General features: G+C 56.2%; 23 protein-coding genes and 1 pseudogene. 9 read left to right on the top strand and 15 right to left on the bottom strand.

Features of this window, described 5'->3' with window-relative positions:
- Positions 1-3: 3 nt before the first annotated feature.
- Positions 4-1,134, top strand: a complete 1,131-nt coding sequence (locus AC1HCZ_RS00200) for a radical SAM protein (protein WP_479461529.1) — start codon at positions 4-6, stop codon at positions 1,132-1,134.
- On the opposite strand, the gene AC1HCZ_RS00205 is transcribed toward AC1HCZ_RS00200, so the two are convergent.
- Genes AC1HCZ_RS00205 through AC1HCZ_RS00215 form a run of 3 tightly spaced genes read right to left on the bottom strand, consistent with a single transcriptional unit; the run spans position 1,125 to position 2,907 of the window.
- Positions 1,125-1,451, bottom strand: a complete 327-nt coding sequence (locus AC1HCZ_RS00205; protein WP_479461530.1) for a hypothetical protein — start codon at positions 1,449-1,451, stop codon at positions 1,125-1,127. The two genes, AC1HCZ_RS00200 and AC1HCZ_RS00205, sit on opposite strands and share 10 nt — an antisense overlap.
- Positions 1,448-2,524 carry an MFS transporter gene (locus AC1HCZ_RS00210; protein WP_479461531.1) on the bottom strand — a complete coding sequence of 359 codons (1,077 nt, stop codon included), beginning with the start codon at positions 2,522-2,524 and terminating at the stop codon, positions 1,448-1,450. The genes AC1HCZ_RS00205 and AC1HCZ_RS00210 overlap by 4 nt, the downstream gene beginning before the upstream one ends.
- A complete protein-coding gene (locus AC1HCZ_RS00215) occupies positions 2,521-2,907 on the bottom strand; it encodes a Trm112 family protein (RefSeq protein WP_479461532.1) in 387 nt (128 codons plus the stop codon). The genes AC1HCZ_RS00210 and AC1HCZ_RS00215 overlap by 4 nt, the downstream gene beginning before the upstream one ends.
- Positions 2,908-3,000: 93 nt before the next feature.
- Between AC1HCZ_RS00215 and AC1HCZ_RS00220 the strand changes: the two genes are divergently transcribed.
- Positions 3,001-4,905, top strand: coding sequence for an aldehyde ferredoxin oxidoreductase N-terminal domain-containing protein (locus AC1HCZ_RS00220; RefSeq protein WP_479461533.1), 1,905 nt, complete (start codon positions 3,001-3,003; stop codon positions 4,903-4,905).
- A gap of 17 nt (positions 4,906-4,922) precedes the next feature.
- The gene (gene map / locus AC1HCZ_RS00225) at positions 4,923-5,822 is read left to right on the top strand and encodes a type II methionyl aminopeptidase (protein ID WP_479461534.1); all 900 of its coding nucleotides are present in this window, start codon (positions 4,923-4,925) and stop codon (positions 5,820-5,822) included.
- Here the strand turns inward: map and AC1HCZ_RS00230 are convergent.
- The 3 genes from AC1HCZ_RS00230 to AC1HCZ_RS00240 are packed head-to-tail and all read right to left on the bottom strand — an operon-like array spanning position 5,794 to position 7,540.
- Positions 5,794-6,336, bottom strand: a complete 543-nt coding sequence (locus AC1HCZ_RS00230) for an METTL5 family protein (protein ID WP_479461637.1) — start codon at positions 6,334-6,336, stop codon at positions 5,794-5,796. The two genes, map and AC1HCZ_RS00230, sit on opposite strands and share 29 nt — an antisense overlap.
- Positions 6,224-6,709 (bottom strand): hypothetical protein, encoded by a 486-nt coding sequence (locus AC1HCZ_RS00235; RefSeq protein WP_479461535.1) that lies wholly within the window; start codon positions 6,707-6,709, stop codon positions 6,224-6,226. Before AC1HCZ_RS00235 ends, AC1HCZ_RS00230 begins: the two co-directional genes overlap by 113 nt.
- A 3-nt stretch (positions 6,710-6,712) precedes the next feature.
- Positions 6,713-7,540, bottom strand: a complete 828-nt coding sequence (locus AC1HCZ_RS00240) for a KaiC domain-containing protein (protein ID WP_479461536.1) — start codon at positions 7,538-7,540, stop codon at positions 6,713-6,715.
- 74 nt (positions 7,541-7,614) lie between these two features.
- On the opposite strand from AC1HCZ_RS00240, the gene AC1HCZ_RS00245 reads away from it, so the two are divergent.
- Positions 7,615-9,102 (top strand): hydantoinase B/oxoprolinase family protein, encoded by a 1,488-nt coding sequence (locus AC1HCZ_RS00245; protein WP_479461537.1) that lies wholly within the window; start codon positions 7,615-7,617, stop codon positions 9,100-9,102.
- On the opposite strand, the gene AC1HCZ_RS00250 is transcribed toward AC1HCZ_RS00245, so the two are convergent.
- Positions 9,065-9,634 (bottom strand): RNA methyltransferase, encoded by a 570-nt coding sequence (locus tag AC1HCZ_RS00250; protein WP_479461538.1) that lies wholly within the window; start codon positions 9,632-9,634, stop codon positions 9,065-9,067. The genes AC1HCZ_RS00245 and AC1HCZ_RS00250 overlap by 38 nt on opposite strands.
- Before the next feature lie 2 nt (positions 9,635-9,636).
- Positions 9,637-9,921 carry a 30S ribosomal protein S26e gene (locus tag AC1HCZ_RS00255; protein ID WP_479461638.1) on the bottom strand — a complete coding sequence of 95 codons (285 nt, stop codon included), beginning with the start codon at positions 9,919-9,921 and terminating at the stop codon, positions 9,637-9,639.
- Between the two features lie 124 nt (positions 9,922-10,045).
- Between AC1HCZ_RS00255 and AC1HCZ_RS00260 the strand changes: the two genes are divergently transcribed.
- Positions 10,046-10,333, top strand: a complete 288-nt coding sequence (locus AC1HCZ_RS00260) for a hypothetical protein (protein WP_479461539.1) — start codon at positions 10,046-10,048, stop codon at positions 10,331-10,333.
- Here the strand turns inward: AC1HCZ_RS00260 and AC1HCZ_RS00265 are convergent.
- The 6 genes from AC1HCZ_RS00265 to AC1HCZ_RS00290 are packed head-to-tail and all read right to left on the bottom strand — an operon-like array spanning position 10,277 to position 13,362.
- The gene (locus AC1HCZ_RS00265; RefSeq protein ID WP_479461540.1) at positions 10,277-11,344 is read right to left on the bottom strand and encodes a sugar phosphate nucleotidyltransferase; all 1,068 of its coding nucleotides are present in this window, start codon (positions 11,342-11,344) and stop codon (positions 10,277-10,279) included. The two genes, AC1HCZ_RS00260 and AC1HCZ_RS00265, sit on opposite strands and share 57 nt — an antisense overlap.
- 40 nt (positions 11,345-11,384) lie before the next feature.
- Positions 11,385-12,056, bottom strand: coding sequence for a translation initiation factor IF-6 (locus AC1HCZ_RS00270; RefSeq protein WP_479461541.1), 672 nt, complete (start codon positions 12,054-12,056; stop codon positions 11,385-11,387).
- A gap of 6 nt (positions 12,057-12,062) precedes the next feature.
- A complete protein-coding gene (locus AC1HCZ_RS00275; RefSeq protein ID WP_479461542.1) occupies positions 12,063-12,368 on the bottom strand; it encodes a 50S ribosomal protein L31e in 306 nt (101 codons plus the stop codon).
- Between the two features lie 10 nt (positions 12,369-12,378).
- Positions 12,379-12,546 carry a 50S ribosomal protein L39e gene (locus AC1HCZ_RS00280; protein WP_479461543.1) on the bottom strand — a complete coding sequence of 56 codons (168 nt, stop codon included), beginning with the start codon at positions 12,544-12,546 and terminating at the stop codon, positions 12,379-12,381.
- Entirely contained in the window at positions 12,540-12,890 is a 351-nt protein-coding gene (locus tag AC1HCZ_RS00285; RefSeq protein WP_479461544.1) for a DNA-binding protein, read from the bottom strand. The genes AC1HCZ_RS00280 and AC1HCZ_RS00285 overlap by 7 nt, the downstream gene beginning before the upstream one ends.
- Positions 12,891-12,894: 4 nt before the next feature.
- Positions 12,895-13,362: a 30S ribosomal protein S19e gene (locus AC1HCZ_RS00290; RefSeq protein ID WP_479461545.1), complete on the bottom strand. Its 468-nt coding sequence runs from the start codon at positions 13,360-13,362 to the stop codon at positions 12,895-12,897.
- 144 nt (positions 13,363-13,506) lie between these two features.
- On the opposite strand from AC1HCZ_RS00290, the pseudogene hflX reads away from it, so the two are divergent.
- Both hflX and AC1HCZ_RS00300 read left to right on the top strand, forming a co-directional pair.
- Positions 13,507-14,601: pseudogene (gene hflX / locus AC1HCZ_RS00295) on the top strand (GTPase HflX); the annotation flags it as partial.
- A complete protein-coding gene (locus AC1HCZ_RS00300) occupies positions 14,595-14,789 on the top strand; it encodes a hypothetical protein (protein ID WP_479461546.1) in 195 nt (64 codons plus the stop codon). The pseudogene hflX and the gene AC1HCZ_RS00300, both read left to right, overlap by 7 nt.
- Here the strand turns inward: AC1HCZ_RS00300 and AC1HCZ_RS00305 are convergent.
- Complete coding sequence (locus tag AC1HCZ_RS00305; RefSeq protein ID WP_479461547.1) at positions 14,772-15,278, bottom strand: class I SAM-dependent methyltransferase; 507 nt, start codon at positions 15,276-15,278, stop codon at positions 14,772-14,774. The genes AC1HCZ_RS00300 and AC1HCZ_RS00305 overlap by 18 nt on opposite strands.
- Between AC1HCZ_RS00305 and AC1HCZ_RS00310 the strand changes: the two genes are divergently transcribed.
- Positions 15,259-15,906, top strand: coding sequence for a type I 3-dehydroquinate dehydratase (locus AC1HCZ_RS00310; RefSeq protein WP_479461548.1), 648 nt, complete (start codon positions 15,259-15,261; stop codon positions 15,904-15,906). The two genes, AC1HCZ_RS00305 and AC1HCZ_RS00310, sit on opposite strands and share 20 nt — an antisense overlap.
- 2 nt (positions 15,907-15,908) lie before the next feature.
- Positions 15,909-16,256, top strand: coding sequence for a hypothetical protein (locus tag AC1HCZ_RS00315; RefSeq protein ID WP_479461549.1), 348 nt, complete (start codon positions 15,909-15,911; stop codon positions 16,254-16,256).
- Positions 16,257-16,277: the final 21 nt, after the last annotated feature.

Below are 16,277 nucleotides of genomic sequence, written 5' to 3' on the forward strand. Positions count from 1 at the left end.
GAGTTGGGGAGGTTGACAAAAGCTATAGAAATGAAAAAGAAGAAATTAGAAGAGCTGAAGGGTCTCGTCGAGGACGCGAGGAGGGCCAAGGAGGACTGGCACGCGAGGAGGGAGCCTAGGGACTGCGGGATAACGGTCCACCCGGGGATAGGGTGTGACTTGGGGTGCGTGTACTGTTACGTGCCGGACATGGGGTTCCCAACGGAAGAGGTGAAGCCCTACCCCCTCAGCGGGCCAGAGCTCGCCCTGGCCTTGACGTTTAACCCTAACGTAACTCCCGGCCCCACGGGGACTTACGTAGCTGTGGGGTCCGTCACGGAGCCCTTCCATCCGTTGTTGTTAGACAAAACGTTCGAATACCTCAGGTGGCTAAAGTACTTGGGCAACTACACGCAAATGTCATTTAAGATGGTATTTCCAGAAAGGAGGTTGAGCGAGTTCTTGGAGTCCTCAGAAGAAAGGCTGAGCGTGCTAGTTTCAGTAACTAGCTTGAGGAGGACAAAGGAGTTGGAGCCGAGACTTCCCCCGGTGGAAAAGAGGTTCGAACTAGCGAAGAAGATAAAGGAGGGAGGGAAGGGGGTAGCTGTCTTCATAAGGCCCATAATTCCCGGGATAACGGACCGGGAGTCGAAAGAGATACTGGAGTTGGCCCTAAGCTACGGGTTGAAAGACGTAGTCTTGGGAGGGCTCAGGGTGACGCGGAGGATATTGAAAAACTTGACTTCCTTGGGGGCGTCGCTGGAGGGGAGGCTCAAGAGGCTTCCAAGGGGAAGGGAGCAAGTTTACGTAAACACTAAGGACTTGAGAAAGAGGATTGCTCGAGAAGCGGAGTCGTTGGGAATGAGAGTTCTCTACACAGCTTGTGACGCCAACGCGAGGCACCACGGCGAGGTCTGTTGGGACTCATGTATATTCGAGAAGGACTTGTGTGACTCCTTGCCGTCCGTGGACCCCAAGGACTTAAAGGAAGGCGTGGAAATGTTAGGAGGCAGGCTGTTGGGCTTCGAGATAAAGGAGCCGCTCTTGAAGGTGGAGGCTCAAGGGTTGAAGAAGAGCGCCGGGTGGATTATACAAATGGCCTACAGAAGGCAAGTTATTTTAAAAGTCGGCGAGCGGACGTTCTATTATAAGTAGGCACTGACGCCCTCCTCGCCGGAGCTCACGAAAAGTGCCTTAACCTTGTATAGGTCTCCCTCCTTCTCTACCTCGAAGCTCGTAGGCGTGTAGAAGCTGAACTCCACTTCGTTCACTATCTCGGTGATCTTGAGCTCTATGTCCTCCGGAAGCGCGTCTAGCGTCATTTCGACGTAATAGGTGCCTCCGAAGGGGAATGGTTCGGCCACTACCTTAACGGACTTGGGGCGGAACTCTTCCACTACCATCCTCTCTATCAACTTCGAGAAAGCTTCCCTTAGGCCCACTTCCCTGTCCCGAAGGGGGAGTAGCCTCACTTGGGGTTTATTTTGCGAGAGGCCGCGAGGAGGGCCGCCGAGACTAAGGCCATGGAAGCAGTCGCTCCGGAGAACGAGAGGGACGCCTCGAAGGACCCCGCGACGCCCGCGAGGGGGACTAAGGTCACGTTCGCCAAGTCCCAAGCGGTTGTGAAGAGGCTTATACTCCTCCCTTTCTCTTTCTCCCTGGCCGCTATTGAGAGTAAAGTCGGGCTGGCCAAGCCCCAAGAGCTGCCGGCTAGGAAGCCTGCGACCGCTGCGGAGATGGGTTCGACCGCGCCGAGGGTCAAGCGGGAGGCCAGTAGGGCCAACAAGGGGGGAAGCGCTATCAAGCGCGGGGCCGCGTCCGCTATCAGTCCGCCCAAGAGCCTGGCGCTCCCGCTGCCCAGCGCCCTCCCGGAGAAGAAGTAAGCGGTGGCTAAGCGCTCGCTGCCGCGAGACGCCTGGTAGGGTGGCAAGTAAGTAGAAATTATGAGGATTGTAGACGCGAGGAAGTACGAGGTCGCGTAGGCCAACGTCCAAGAGGGGCTGAAGCCGCACCTCTTCCCGCCCTCGAAGGAGTAGTTCAGTCCCCTCTGGACCGCCCAAGCTGCAGCCGAGGCGAGCGCCCCGACGGAGAGGGGGCCCGGGAGGCCCCAAGCGGAGTAAGCCAAGCCCCCCAATATGGGCCCCACGAAGGACGCGGAGGAGAGCGCCACCCCTCTCAAGGCGTAGTGGAAGCCCAGCTTGTTCGGAGGGGCCTCCTCCGCAACCACTATCAAAGATAAAACCAATATTATTGCAAACGCAAAGTTGGTCAGTGCCAAGTACGTAAAGAAGCCGGGAAGTCCGAGGAAGGCCGTTGGGAACGCTAGAACCATGAGCGCGGGCGCGGCGGAGGTCAGCTGGGGACTGAGTCCCCTCTTGAACATAGTAAGCTTGGAGGTCAGGCCGACCACTGAGGCCGCCCCGCTGGCCAGCCCAACCGAGAGAGGGCCGTAGACGTGGGCCTCCCTCAAGACGTAGGGGTCGGAGGAAGTGGTCGAGAGGAAGAGGAAAAACGCTAACAAGTGTGACCTCAAGAGAGGGCTCATTTTATCCCCCAAGGCTTGCCGGACAAGACCTCCTCGGGCAAGAGGTCTTTGTACTTCTTCAAGAACTTAATGTCCTCATCCTTGTTCCTGAGCTCGTCCGGCAACATGTGGGGGATACCGTCTATTATCGGAAACCAGCGCCCGCACTTGGGACAGACGAGCACGCCCGTGACGATCTCCTCATCCAAACAGCGCTCGCAAGGGGGGTCCTCCACGTCCTTCAAGTACTTGCCTAGGTAGCCGCAGTACAGCTCGCAATAAGGCTTCTCCTTCAGTGGCCTCTTCCTCTTCACCTTTTTCTTATCTATCACGTAAAGCTTCAAAGGGAAGCCTTCGTCCTTACAATACGGACATGCAAGAACGTCCAGCGTCATATACATCATTTCCTTCTGCCCGAGGAGGTCCGGAGGGGGCGCTTTCTGTTGAACGCCTCAACACTTTGGTTCCCCTCTAGGTAGGGAATTGGGGCGAAAGGGTTGCGCGAGCCCTTGACAAACCCGATAGAGATAGACCTAGAGGAGGAGAACTGGAAGAAAATAGACGTAAAGGCGTTGGGTCCCGTGGAGGCCGGCGTAAAACTACACCTAAAGGGCCAAACGCAAGACTGGGACCCAATAGAGAGGAACTTGACTGTCATGGGTACCGGCCCCTTCGCGCGCTCCCCTTTCTTTGGGACTAACAGGCTAATAATTGTTTTTAAAAGCCCCATGACCAAGGGGCTCCACGTAACGGCCGCCGGCGGAGCGGGCTTCGACTTCATAAGTTCCGGGACCAGTTTGGTGGTCTTCAAGGGCAAGGCAAGCTCGCCTAAGGTAGTGATCTTGGAGGGGGATGAGGAGGGACTGAAGGACGTCAAGTTTAGGAACGTTACGTCGGACGCGTTCAACTACGAGGGCTACTTCGGCACCTTCGCGCTGAGCAAGTACGTATACGACCTCTATTCCCCTGCCCGCGCCGTGGTCGTGGGGCCCTTCTCCACGTTCTCGATATCCGGGTCGCTGGTGAGCGTGGAGAGGCTCGGAAACGAGCTCTCTCCTTTCGCCGTGGACTTCTTCGGGAGGGGAGGCGCCGGGAGCGTCATGGCCAGAGCCCACAACGTCTGGGCCGTAGGCTTTGGAGGGCGCTACGAGCCTCCCGAGATCTCGGCAGACTTGCCGGAAAGGCTCAGCCGAGAGGTCTTCGGCAAGAGCTATGTAGAGGCCGTCTTGGAGGCGACTACCAAGTACCGATACGACCCGAAGTACAAGAGCGGGGGGACCTTTGGGGTAAACTACGTTTACTACAGGGACTTAATACCTATGTTCGCCTTCAACAGTATATACTACAGTGACGAGGCAAGAACGAGGTTGAGCAAGATGATAATTAAGTACTTCTGGACACCATTCGTAAAAGAGACCATAAAGAGGAGAGTCTTCGGCGGCTGCGGCGACCCGTGCCCCGCCGCTTGCAAGAAAGTTTGGAGGGGCGTGAAGCTAGACTACGAGCCGAGCAACGCCATGGGGCCGCTGATAGGCGTCTTCAAGCTAGACCTCACGGTTAAGCTCATAGAAGTTGTGGACTCTTACGGTATGGACGCCATAGAGGCCGGACACGTCGTCTCGTGGCTGATGGACGCGCTCTACCGGAACTTGTTGAAGCCGGAGGAACTCGAAGTGGAGGAGCCGCCCTCCTTCGACCCCTCTCACTTCGAGGTGGAGGAGAGCGAGAAGAATTACGAGATAGCGAGGAAGATATTAGAACAATACGCGCGGGGCTCGGGCATACCGGGGGAGGTCGCCAAGAGGGGGCTGAGGGAAGTAGCCAAGCACTTGGACGAAGAGTTCCCGTCCAGAGCGGAGAGGGTGAGGTTCGAGGACCTAGCGGTGTACGTGGCCTTCGGGGAGGAAGGTTACATGACGCCTAACTTGTACTGGGCTCCGGGCATGGTTGCCCCCCTCTACGTGTTGGGAAGGTACTGGACGAACTACAGGCCGACCTTCGACGAACCGGAAAAGTTCGCAGAGAGCTCGTTAAGGAGGGCGTTGAAGGAGCTAATCTTGGACAACGCCGGCATATGCCGGTTCCACCGAAAGTGGGCGGAGAGGTTGGTGGGAGCCATGTATAAGGACGTAGTAGGGGTCGAGGTGGACGAGGAATACGCCAGATCGGTGTACAGGAACGTCGCCATTTATAATATCGAGGCCGGTGCGGAGCCCGTCCCGTGGGAGAGTAAGAAGACCTATGACATTGCAAGAACCATGGCGAAAAGGGTTATGCCCGATAAATGGGGGAGGCTCTTCGACGAGGGGAAGGGAATAGAGTGGTGGAGCAGGTTTAAAGCGAGGGTAGAGGAGCTCCTTGAAATACGCCCCCTGGGGAGGGAGGCCGGTGTCAGACCATAGAGGAGCTGGAGCTATACTTGAAGTCCGGAGAGGCCGTGAGGAGGGCGTTAGAGAGGGGGAGGGAGCTCATAAGGCCCGGGGCCTCAGTGCTGGAGATATGCGAAGAGGTTGAGGACCTAATTAGGAAACTTTCAGACGGGCCGGCCTTCCCGTGCAACTTGAGCGTGGGCCACGAGGCCGCACATTACTCCCCAGTACCAGAGGACTCGAAGAGGCTTCCGGAAAAGGGGGTGGTCAAGCTCGACTTGGGGGCCCACGTCGGCGGGAGGATAGCCGACTCTGCCATAAGCGTCTTGCTTAAGCCCGTGGAGAGGCACGCGAAGCTTTCGGAAGCAGTCAAAGAGGCCTTGGAGAAGGCCTTGGAGAGGGCGAGGCCCGGCATCTCAGTCTCTGCCATAGGAACTACGATAAGCGTTACAATAAGGAGGAGGGGCTTCAAACCGATCTCCAACTTAGGGGGACACGGCTTGGCCCCCTACTTGGTTCACTCCGGGGTATCCATACCGAACGTCCCAGAACCCTTGCCGTTCAGGCTGGAGCCGGGCCGGGCGTATGCAATAGAGCCCTTCGGCACGGACGGCGCCGGCTACGTGGTTGAGGGAAAGGAGGTCACCATATTCTCGCTCAGGCCGAAGCCCCCCAAGGGGTGGGAGAAGAGGGCCGGCGACTTAAAGGAATTGGTCGACGTGATAAATGAAAGGTTCAAGACACTCCCGTTCTCCCCCCGCTGGCTAACGGACGTAATGGCTTACGACAAATTAATTGAAGCACTTATGAGGTTATCAAAGATAGGCGTGTTAACAGCTTATCCCATACTCGTTGAGGCGAAGAGGGGAGAAGTGGCACAGTGGGAGCACACGATCTTTGTAACTGAGGATAGGGTAGTGATCACGACCGTCGGCAACGATAAAGGTTGACCTCCGTCCTCCTCTTCCTAGAGACGTGGAACTCGTAGAGCTGGGGGAGGTGCATTTCGTAACGGGCCAGCGCCTCACACACAAAGCCCTTCTCCTCGCCCAACCTCTTGACGACCTTCCAAACCCCGACGGGCTGGATAGAGTAAACCGTGGAGGCGAGCTCGAACGCCGCCAACAAGAACGCCCTGTCCGCCTTCTTTACCTTGGTACCGAAGGGCGGGTTCATTATTACAGTATCTACCTTCCTCAAGGGCGCGCGTGGAACCTCGGCCAACACCTTCTCTTCTAAGGGAGCTTCCTTTAGTAGCTCCAAGTCCAGCTCAAGGCAGATGGACCTGGCGCCCAATAGGGCCGCGCCGTAGGCTAGCCTCCCCGTGCCGCAGCCCAAATCCACCACGAGTTTACCTTCGATGTCTCCGGCCAAGAAGGCCCTCCACAAGACGTCCGCCGCCACAGAGGCGGGGGTGGGGTATTGCTCGTACCTTATACCTAACCTCCCCCTCTTCCAACTCACCCTCTCCAACTCCATCTCCAGCTCCTTCTTCGTGAGCCTCGTACACCTCACCCCTCCAAGCTACCCGGACCACCCGGTCCCTTACAACCAACAAGTTGAGGGGGAAAGAGCGCAGCAAGGGGAGGTCTTCGGGAGAGAACTCACGACACCTTAGGTGTTTGTGTAAGACCCCCTCGTACCCGGCGGCCACCGGCCTCGGGTCGAGCACCTCGAAGGATGTAGGGGTAACCTTCTGGAGGGGGAAAGCATAGTCGACCACCCGCACTTCCCCCTCGCCAACCTCAAACTTCAAGAACAATGCGTATTCAAATGAAAAGTCCTTCATGGTCCTTATTGCTCTGTACACATCCTCTACGACCACTAACCTCTCCAAGCGTCATACCTCCCCTTCGTAGACGTCCTCGTTCTTCTTCGAGGCCTCATCCATTTCCTTCACTATCTCCGGATTCAAAGACTCTATGTAAGCCTTGCCGGCCCTCACTCTCAGCACCTTGTCGTAGAATACTACTATCCCCTTATCGGTTATCTCAAAGGGATGTCTCCTCATGCTGTGTTTGGTTCCCCTCATCTTCCAGACTATCAGGGAACGGTAAAGCTCGCCGTCGTATTCGTCCAAGTCAAGCCTTATTATCCCGTCCGCGGCGTGCTCGACGCCGGGGCCGCCAAAGCCCCTCTCCGTAGCCGACACTTGGCTCACCAAGATGCTGGTCACGCCCAAGCCGCTCAACACCCTCTTCAGTTGGAGGACCACGCTCCTCGCCACCGCCGGCCTGGTCAAGTAAAGCGTGGAGACCGAATCTATGGCCGCCCGCTTGGCGCCTATTTCTCTAATTGCCTCCCTCAACACGTCCACTAGCATGTGGACGTCCGTCGGGTCTCTCACGACGTACTTCTCCCTTTTCGCGGCCTCGCCTATTCCGCCGGTGAAGGCATCTATTATGGCGAACGTGCCCTTCTTCTCGTACTTCCTCACGTCCCAGCCGAACTGCAACATGTTCCTCCTTATTTGGACGGGGTGCTCCTCCAAGGCTACGTAAATCCCTGGCTCGCCGTGCTCTAGGCCGTACCAAAGGAACTGTTGGGAGAATATGGTCTTCCCCGTGCCGGGGCCCCCAGACAAGAGTACTACGTTCCTCTCCGGAATGCCGCCGTAGAGGATCTCATCCATGCCGGGTATGCCGGTTTTTACCCTCTTCACTATCATCCTTCTTCTCCGCGCAAGGTATAGTTACTTCGAGAGTTTAAACGTTGGAGGGGATCAAATAGGGGGCCCGAAGCTTGAAGCTGAGGACCGGAGTGGTCCAGAGGGCCTTGAGCTATATAGCTGAGGAGATGGGAAGCATCTTGAAACGCTCGTCCGTGTCGCCTAACATCAGAGAGCGGTTGGACATGTCTTGCGCCCTGCTCGACGAGGAGGGGAGGGTGCTGGCGCAAGCAGAGCACATCCCCGTACACTTAGGCAGCCTCTCGTGGGCTGCCCCCAAGCTGGTCGAGAGGGCGGCGGAGCTAGTGGAGGACGACGGGGACGTAATGGTGCTCAACGACCCTTACTTGACCGGCACGCACTTGAATGATGTAACAGTCATAACTAAGTATAAGAATGTGTGGATAGTCAACAAGGCCCACCACGTGGACGTAGGGGGCCCGGTGCCCGGCTCCTTGAACCCGCGAGCAAAGACGCTGTTCGAGGAGGGCGTTGTAATAGAACCAACCTTAGTTGCTAAGAAGTGGAAAATATTAAAGGTGGCTGAAGACATCGCGAGGGGGGTGAGGGGGCCTAAGACGTTCTTGGCCGACTTGAAGGCTCAAGTGGCGGCCTTGAGGACGGGCTTCCAGAGGCTGAGAGAGCTAGAGGATCGTTACGGAAAAATAGAAGAATACAAAGAAGGATTCTTAGAAGCGTCCAGAAGGGCCTACTCGGAGCGGTTGGCAAACCTGTCCGGAAAGGGGGAGGCGGAGGTCCCCTTGGAGCTCCCGGAAGGCTTCGCTAAGATAAGGGTTAGACTGGAAGTAGGTGAGGTCGTGGAGGCCGACTTCTCCGGATCCTCGGACCAAGTGCCCTATAACTTGAACGCCGTCGAGGGAATAGCCTACGCGGCCGTGGCCTTCTTCGTAAAGGCGATGACCGTGCCGGAAGGCCCGGTGGACCACGGCCTCTATTCTCTAATAAGGGTGAGGACTAGAGAGGGGAGCTTGTTGAACCCCCAGTTCCCGGCGGCCGTGGGAGCGGGCAACTTGGAAACCTCCCAGAGGACTTTGGAGGCCGTGGTGCTCGCCGCTCAAAGCTTCACAGAAGCCCCCTCGGGAGGGCCCGGCACCATGAGCAACTTGATAATCTCGTGGAAGAACAAGGTTTATTACGAAACCAACGCCGGAGGGGGAAGCGCTACCAAGGACGTGGACGGTCAAAACGCCGTTCAGTGGGGGATGACTAACACCATGAACACCCCAATAGAAATAATAGAAAGGGAGATGCCGGTGCTCTTCACGAAGTATTCGGTGAGGAGGGGCTCTGGCGGGAAAGGGGGGCGCAAGGGAGGGGACGGGGTGATAAGGGAGTTCGTAGCGCTCGACGACATAAAAGTTACCGTAATCATGTCGAGGTACTTGACGAGGTCCCCGGGTGCGGAGGGAGGGGCAGAGGGAGCCTCGGGGAAGATCTTGGTAGACGGCGAGCCCGTCGAGGGCTACTTCTCCGGAAAGCTCAAGAAGGGGTCCCGCTTGACTCTCATGACCCCCGGCGCCGGGGGCTGGGGCCGAGCTTGAGGTCCAACACGTAGTGTAAGTAGTAGATGCAGTGGGAAGCCAAGTAACTCTTGGGGCCTAAGGAAACTTTCTCGGCTTCTAACCAAGGGGGAAGCTCCAAGTCGTGTTGTGAGCCCAGCAGGAACGCCGCCGACCTCGGGAAGTTGAAGGACCAGACGTCCTCCCCGTCTTCGGAGAGGACGTAGACCTTCATCCCCAAACCCTTAAGCATCTCTTCAAAGCTCTCCTTGGTCTTCTTGCAACCCTTGAGTTGCCCCAACATGCATTTCCTTAGAGCCTCGACGGCCGCGCGTTCGTCGCTCAAGTCCACCTCGAGCTCGGCCCCCTTGAACTTCAAGGTGACGGGCGGGTTCGGGGGACCCTCTAAGGTAACGAGAAAAGAAGAATCCCTCCTCACGCCCTCTTCCGTCCAGAGAGCTGCCCTCAGCATCCTCGCTATTACGTCCAGCCTTCCGGTGTGGGAGGCTATCCCCCTCTTGGGAAAGGCAGGGGAGGTAGTCGCTGTGAGGGAACGAGTGACGAAGGTCCTCAAAGCTAGTAGAGGCCCCTCCTCTTGCGCTCGTGCTCGGGCCTCACCTTAACTATGCCCAAGTGAACCGCACAGCTCACGCAGTAACACTTGGTTATCTTATACCTCGGTATTATGGCCCCCTTCTTCTCGAGCTCTCTCGCGAGCTGCGGGTCTACGGGGCTGTGCCACCTGGTGATACAGATAGCCTTGTCGGCCGGCACTATCCTGCCACAGTTGTCGCACTGTATTACACCCGTCCTACCCTTGTCGCCCTTATGCCTTCCACGGTTCTCCCTCTTCTTGGGCAAGCACTCCTCCCTCGCGAGGAACCCCAAGTGCGGGAATTTAAAGGTTCTTCCAAGGGGCCACTTTCGCCCCATCCCTTCCGGAACAAAAGGGAGGGCGTCGCTAAGTCGTAACCAGGGAGGAGGTTTGAGGCTATACTCGAAGGAGTGGGTGATATTCACATTAAAGAAGTTGGGCGGCGAGGCGAGCATAGACTTGTTGAGAATGATGAGCGCTGGCCTCGCGCCTACGGAGGCCTACGTGGCCGACTGCTACGCCCCCGAGGTCACGGAAGAGGGGCTCTTGAGCTGCATAGAGGGCGCTGTGGAGGAGCTCGCTGATGACGGCGTCGTGAAGCTGGAAGCGGGTAAGGTGAAGCTAGCCGAGTCGTCCTACCTTAAGCGAGCTCTTCGAGGCGAAGAGCGCGTCCTCTAAGACCACGGGAGCATTCACTTTTATGTTAGAGTGATCCCCGACGACGCTCCTCTTCAAGGCCGCACCTTCTATCATTAGAACTTTGGATCCCTTAAAGATTAATGACTCCATGAAGGAGCCCTCTACGGTCGAGCCCTCCTCAACGTCCACGAACGGGCCTGCTGAGCCCCTCACCACCGCTCGGGGGCCTACGTAGGCCGGGCCCACGAGCTTCCCCTCCACGGTTGCCCCCTCAGCAACGTAAACCTTCCCCACGACTTCTCCCTCAACAGCCCCCTCGACTTTCGGAACCAGCTTCTTCTCCAATATGAACTTCATAGCCTCTATTAGGTCCTCCGGGACCCCGGTGTCCTTCCACCAGCCCTCGACGACCGCGTACCTCACTTCGTATCCCCTCTTTATATAGCAGTTCAACAAATCCGTTATCTCGTACTCGCCCCGCCACGAGGGCCGGAGTTCCGAGAAGCAGCCCTCGTACTGATCTGGGTCTCTGAAGACGTAAAGGCCAGTTAACGCGTAGCTTGAGGGGGGTTCTTCGGGCTTCTCGACGAACTTAACTATTTTTCCAGACTTTATCACCGGGACGCCGAAGCGTCTGGGGTCATCGACCTTGGCCAACACTACAAACGCGTCGAACTCGTAATCTATGGTCTCGAACTTCTTGATCCACTCGTCGTCAAACACGTTGTCTCCAAAGTAGACCAAGAACGGTGAGTTCACGTCAGCCTCTACTATCGCCGTGTGTATAGCGTGGGCGACCCCGAGCCTCTTTGGTTGGCGCACGTACTCAAACCTCATCCCCAGCGCGCTCCCGTCCCCCAGAGTCTCTCTGAAGAGATCACCCAGCCAACCCACCACTAAGACTGTCCTCTCGACCCCTACCTCCTTCAACTGTTCGATTCCGTATTGCACCAGGGGTTTACCCGCCACGGGGATCAGAGGTTTGGGTACGGTGAGGGTTAGGGGTCTCAGCCTGCTCCCCTTCCCAGCTGCCAGTATTATTCCTTCCAAAGACTTCTTTCCCCAAGGCCCCTCCGGTTCTCGCAGTAAATTATTCGCCCGAAAGCGCTCTGGCAATCCTCGCCATCTCTACGCCTGTGGTCAAGTCGCCCACTACCGCCCCTTTGTTGTTAACTACTAGGCCAGTCTTCACGTACGGAACTCCATAGTTCACTGTGCCTATGCCCAACACTACTTGGAACTTCTTCTCTAGTTCGTTTAGCTCCTCATCGCTCGCGTCCGGGTGGACTAAGCCTCCCTTGTCGTTCACTACCGCGACCGAGCCTACGGTAGGCACCCCAGCTATAGTCCCAGTCTCCCCGGGGACGCCGAGGACCTCGCTCACGTCCTTCACCCAGTTGCTCATCTCCGGGTGGAAGAGAGCGAACTTATCGTTACAGAGTATTACGTTACCCATGGCTGTGAGCTTACTATAAACGACCTTTATAGGCAAGTCGAGCTCTTTCTTCAAGTTCATCAATTCGTACTCCTTTATTATTGACGGAACTACGAGCGCGTAGTTATTACCGTTGATAAAGAGTCCTAGGAGGGCGCTATCTGCCACCTTCGCATCCACGACCCTCACTTTGAGGGCGTTCTCTACCTTTCTGACGACGTCCTCTTTAACCCCGGGCGGGATTAGGGCGAAGTCGTCGTTGGCGAACATATACACACCTATATTGGGGTTTCCAAAAATCGATATTGGGACGACGTCAAAAATCATGTCGCTTCAGTCCTCCACGTCCTTTACGTTAGCGAGGGTGACATAGGCTATCTTATTCTCCCTATCTTCGGTCATCTCAGTCTTCACGGTAACGTAGACTTGTACCCTCGCCGGAGGCTTGGTGATGCTTCCGCTCCACAAATACTTGTTAACGCTGTTGTCTATCTTCACGTCGCTAGGCTCCACGCCGAAGTGCCTAGCTACGAACTCCCTAACCATTCGGACAGCCCTCTTCGCCCTGTTGCTCCTTTTGCCCCAGTAGACCCTCCTCAGGTTTATTGTATAGATTACTCCATCCTTTTCCTTAGGCACGGCCATCACCTCAGACGTTCTTTATCTTTTGCCTCCTCCAGTACCTTCTCATGGGGTTCCGGGTTACCCTTCTGCGAGTCTTTAATATAACCCACGCGGGGAGCGCTCTGTTCTGTTTTGTCTTCTTATTCAACCTTATCTTCTTAGCTACGTGTTTGTAGTGTGCCACGTTCACCACCCCCTCTCCTTTATGTTTATCTTACCCTCTCTGCGCGTCTCGCCCGCCAGTCGGGCCAATATTTCCTTTATCTCCGCGTCAGTGAGGGGCCTGGTGATCCTCCCGGCCTGAGCGAGGGCAATTAGGTAGTTCTCCACTTGCTCCGCGAGCTCCGGCCTCACGAGCTTGACGTTGGTCAGCCTGGCGCGGGCCTCGCTGGTCAAGATGTTCTTCAGTATGCTTTCTCTAACTAACTCTTGTCTCCTCCTCAGCTCTTCTGCCTTCTTTTCCTCTTCGATGCGCCTCTGGAGCTCCATTAACTTTTTCTTCTTTATCTCTTCCAACTCTCTGTCGTCGAAGCTCATGTTCTCACCTCTTAGCATATTTCTTAAGTTCGACCATTTCCTCTGCTACTTCTTGGAACGTGAAGTAAGCCACGTGGTCGAGGACGCTCCTACCGGCGGGGGTAAGGACCCTTCCTTTGTCCTTTACTTTCTTTACCAGGCCGGCCTTCTCTAGCTGTTGGAGGATCTTCCTTATGTGGGAGCCCCCGGCCTTCCTGAAGTGCGGAGGTGCGACGCCCCTCCTCTGCCGACCCCCGTAGACCGTCCTGAGGGTCTCTATTCCAAGAGGTCTCCCGGCTAGGTAGAGCTTCCTCAGTATGCTGGCGGCCCTGTAGTACCACCAGTCCTCGTCTAAGGGGGGCCTGTCCTTGAAGCAACCCGTCTTCGCGTACATGGCCCACTCGGGAGGCTTGATCTCCGGGAACCTCTCCTTCAGATACATGGCCAGCCTCTGGTTGAACCTCTCCGGGGGCACTTCCCTCGGCGTGATCAAGTCGTGACTACCCCGGCGGCTCTCCGACCGAGCTATTTAAGTGCCTTCCAAGGCCTCCCGCAGATTACTTAAAAGGCTGAAAGTCGCGACCGCAGGTGGTTTCGCTCGAAGGCGGTTCTCGTAGCTTGCAAGAAGAGGGCTGACTTCCAAGAGGCCTTGGCCCTCTGCGAGACTGCAGGCTACGAGGTGGTCGTGACCGTCAACTTTTGTAAGAAGCCGCACCCGGCCACTTACATAACGCCGGGAAAGCTGGACGAGTTGAAAGAGATAGTGAAGGAGGGCAGCGTGGACGCGGTAATAGTTTACGGGAACCCGAAGCCCTCTCAGTTCTACAGGCTTAAGAAGGAGTTAGGCGTGGATGTAATCGACCGCACCAGTTTGATCTTAAAGATATTTGAGTTACACGCCGGCAGCAAGGAGGCTAAACTGCAGACGGAGCTCGCGAGACTGAAGTACGAACTGACCTTGGCAAGGGAATACGTCAGGAGGGTTAAGATGGGAGAACAAGTAGACTTCTTGGGCCCCGGCGAGTACGCGGCCAAGTACGTTATAAAGGCGATAAGGAGGAGGATAAAGAAAATAGAAGAAGAGCTCGAGAAGATAAGGACGGTAAGGGAGCAACAGAAAATCCGCCGCATGAAGCGTTTGCGCGTCCCGGAGATAGCGGTCACCGGCTACACGTGTGCCGGAAAGACAGCCTTGGTCAACGCATTGGGCAAGCTCAACTTGAAGGAAGGGCCCGAGATGTTCACTACCTTAGCGCCCAAACACGTGAAGGTTAGCGTGTACGAAGGCAGTGTGTACGAAGCTATCTTCATAGACACGGTAGGCTTTATCGAGGGCATACCGCCGCAGATACTAGAGGTGTTCCACGCAACGTTAGCAGAGATAACTTACTCCGACGCCGCCGTGCTGGTACTGGACGGGAGCGAGGAGTTGGGGAGAGTATTGGACAAGCTAGAGAGTAGCTTGGCTACGCTGGCCGAGATAGGTTTCGTGGGGAAACCCTTGATAATCGCGTTCAACAAGATAGATTTGGTAGACGACTACGAGGAGAAGGTCTCGGAGGTCGACGACTGGGCGAAGAGCCTGTACCCCTGGACGTGGGGAACCGTCCCGATATCCGCGAAGAGAGGGACCAACCTGAAGCGTCTCGTGGTAGAGAGCGTGCTGGCCGCGAGGGGAGCCCGAAATATAAAAGAAACGGGAGCTAGCATCTGTGGGAAGAGGGCTTGCTAAAGAAGAACTTGTTGTTGGAAGCCCTCGTCTCTCTAGATGGGAAAGCAGACATCAAGTCCGTGTACGAATACGTGAAGACTAGGGAGCCCAGCATAACTCGGGAACAGTTCGAAGAAATGCTCAACGAATTCCTATCCAAAGAGGACAAGATAATAAGGAAGGGGGACAAACTACTCATCGACGATTAGACACACTAGGTCCGGCGCGACCTCTTCGCAAGCCCGAGCGCTCAAACCCTTCCCCCTAAGGGAGCTGACCACCGCCTTGAGACAGACCCTCGTGAGCTCCCCGAGGGCCTCTTGGGGCTCGGGCACGTTCTGAAGCATCGTGAAGCTGTAGCACGTCTCAAACGACTTGGTTCTGAACGGCAAGCTCCGAGCATCCCCCAAGACGAAGTCTGCTGCGCGGTTGCCCCTTTTCTTCAAAGCTTCCGCCAACATACCCTTACTGACGTCCAAACCTACGTATATTCCGTCCACGTGTTTCATAAAAAGGGCCGTACCACACCCCACGTCCAGTACCCTTTTCGATGGTCTAAGCATCTTTAGGCCTACTGTGTACTTCCTCTCTTGTTCATCCCCGTAGAGCTCGTCGTAGCCCTTGGCAATCGCAGAGTAATATCGAGCACTGTCCCTAACCGCCCCCCAGGGGTCCCCGGTGTACGCGGTGGCGTCCATCCCATTTACCGACTTAAAACAAGTAAAAAGGCTTATAATTAAGTCCGCTGCTGCCGGAGCGGACTTTGTGGAGCTTAGGCTGGATTATTGGACTCACAAGGACATGCCCCCGTTCTTGGAAGCTATAGAGCTGGCGAGGAACTATGGCTTAGACGTGATAGTCACCGTCAGAGATCCCGAAGAGGGAGGCGTGTGGTCCCCTCCGTGGAGGGGGGAGGCTTACGAGAGGGCATCGGAGGCGGGAGCTGTCTGCGACGTGGAGATCAAGAAGTTCAAAGAGCTTCCGTGCGAGAGGTCGCTCCTGTCGGTTCACTACTTCCAGAGCCCCCCTCGGGAGGGAGAGGTTCGAAGGCTGTCCCAGAAGGCGTTGGAAGCAGGGGCGTGGGCCTTTAAAGTAGCTACGGTGGTAACGGACGTTCCATCCTACTTCTTATTGTTTAACGAGAGTACCCACCCTAGGACTGCTTTCATGCCCATGGGCGAGGGAACGGAGTCTCTGAGGCTGGCCTCGGCCCTCTTGGGCAGCTTTTTGAACTATGGGAGTGTCGGCGAGGCCACAGCCCCGGGGCAAGTGAAGGTCCGCCAACTGACAAAAGTCTTGAGCCTCCTAGGGTGGCGCGGGGACTGAGCGTGAGACTGCCCATCTTGGTCGTACTGGCGCTACTCCTATTGAGCTTCATTGGAATAGACGTGGCGCACGTCATTGGAATAATAAAGAAGTTCCCCCTCTTCTTATTTATTGAGAACTTGGTTTATGCAGCAGTCTCAGCGGCCTTGGCGTTTGGAGTCATCAAGAACAAGGACGTGTGGTGCTTGGCGGCGTCCTTCGGCGGCTATTTGACCGGAAGGGTCTCTAGGAGCGTGATAACCCCCTACGGCACCTTCCCCAACCTCGCGTTCCAGCACATACCGCTCTTGGCGCTTTCCCTCGCGCTGGCCCTATTAGGGCTCGGAGGTTGCTACCGGAAGGGGCGGTGAGCGGATCGAGGTAAGCCGAGC

Source organism: Ignicoccus sp. (assembly GCF_056435145.1).

Coding starts and splice junctions, on each gene's coding strand:
- AC1HCZ_RS00210 (WP_479461531.1), bottom strand. CDS start 2,524: ATGAGCCCTCTCTTGAGGTCACACTTGTTAGCGTTTTTCCTCTTCCTC.
- AC1HCZ_RS00215 (WP_479461532.1), bottom strand. CDS start 2,907: ATGATGTATATGACGCTGGACGTTCTTGCATGTCCGTATTGTAAGGAC.
- AC1HCZ_RS00240 (WP_479461536.1), bottom strand. CDS start 7,540: ATGATAGTGAAGAGGGTAAAAACCGGCATACCCGGCATGGATGAGATC.
- AC1HCZ_RS00270 (WP_479461541.1), bottom strand. CDS start 12,056: ATGATTTTTGACGTCGTCCCAATATCGATTTTTGGAAACCCCAATATA.
- AC1HCZ_RS00285 (WP_479461544.1), bottom strand. CDS start 12,890: ATGAGCTTCGACGACAGAGAGTTGGAAGAGATAAAGAAGAAAAAGTTA.
- AC1HCZ_RS00305 (WP_479461547.1), bottom strand. CDS start 15,278: ATGGACGCCACCGCGTACACCGGGGACCCCTGGGGGGCGGTTAGGGAC.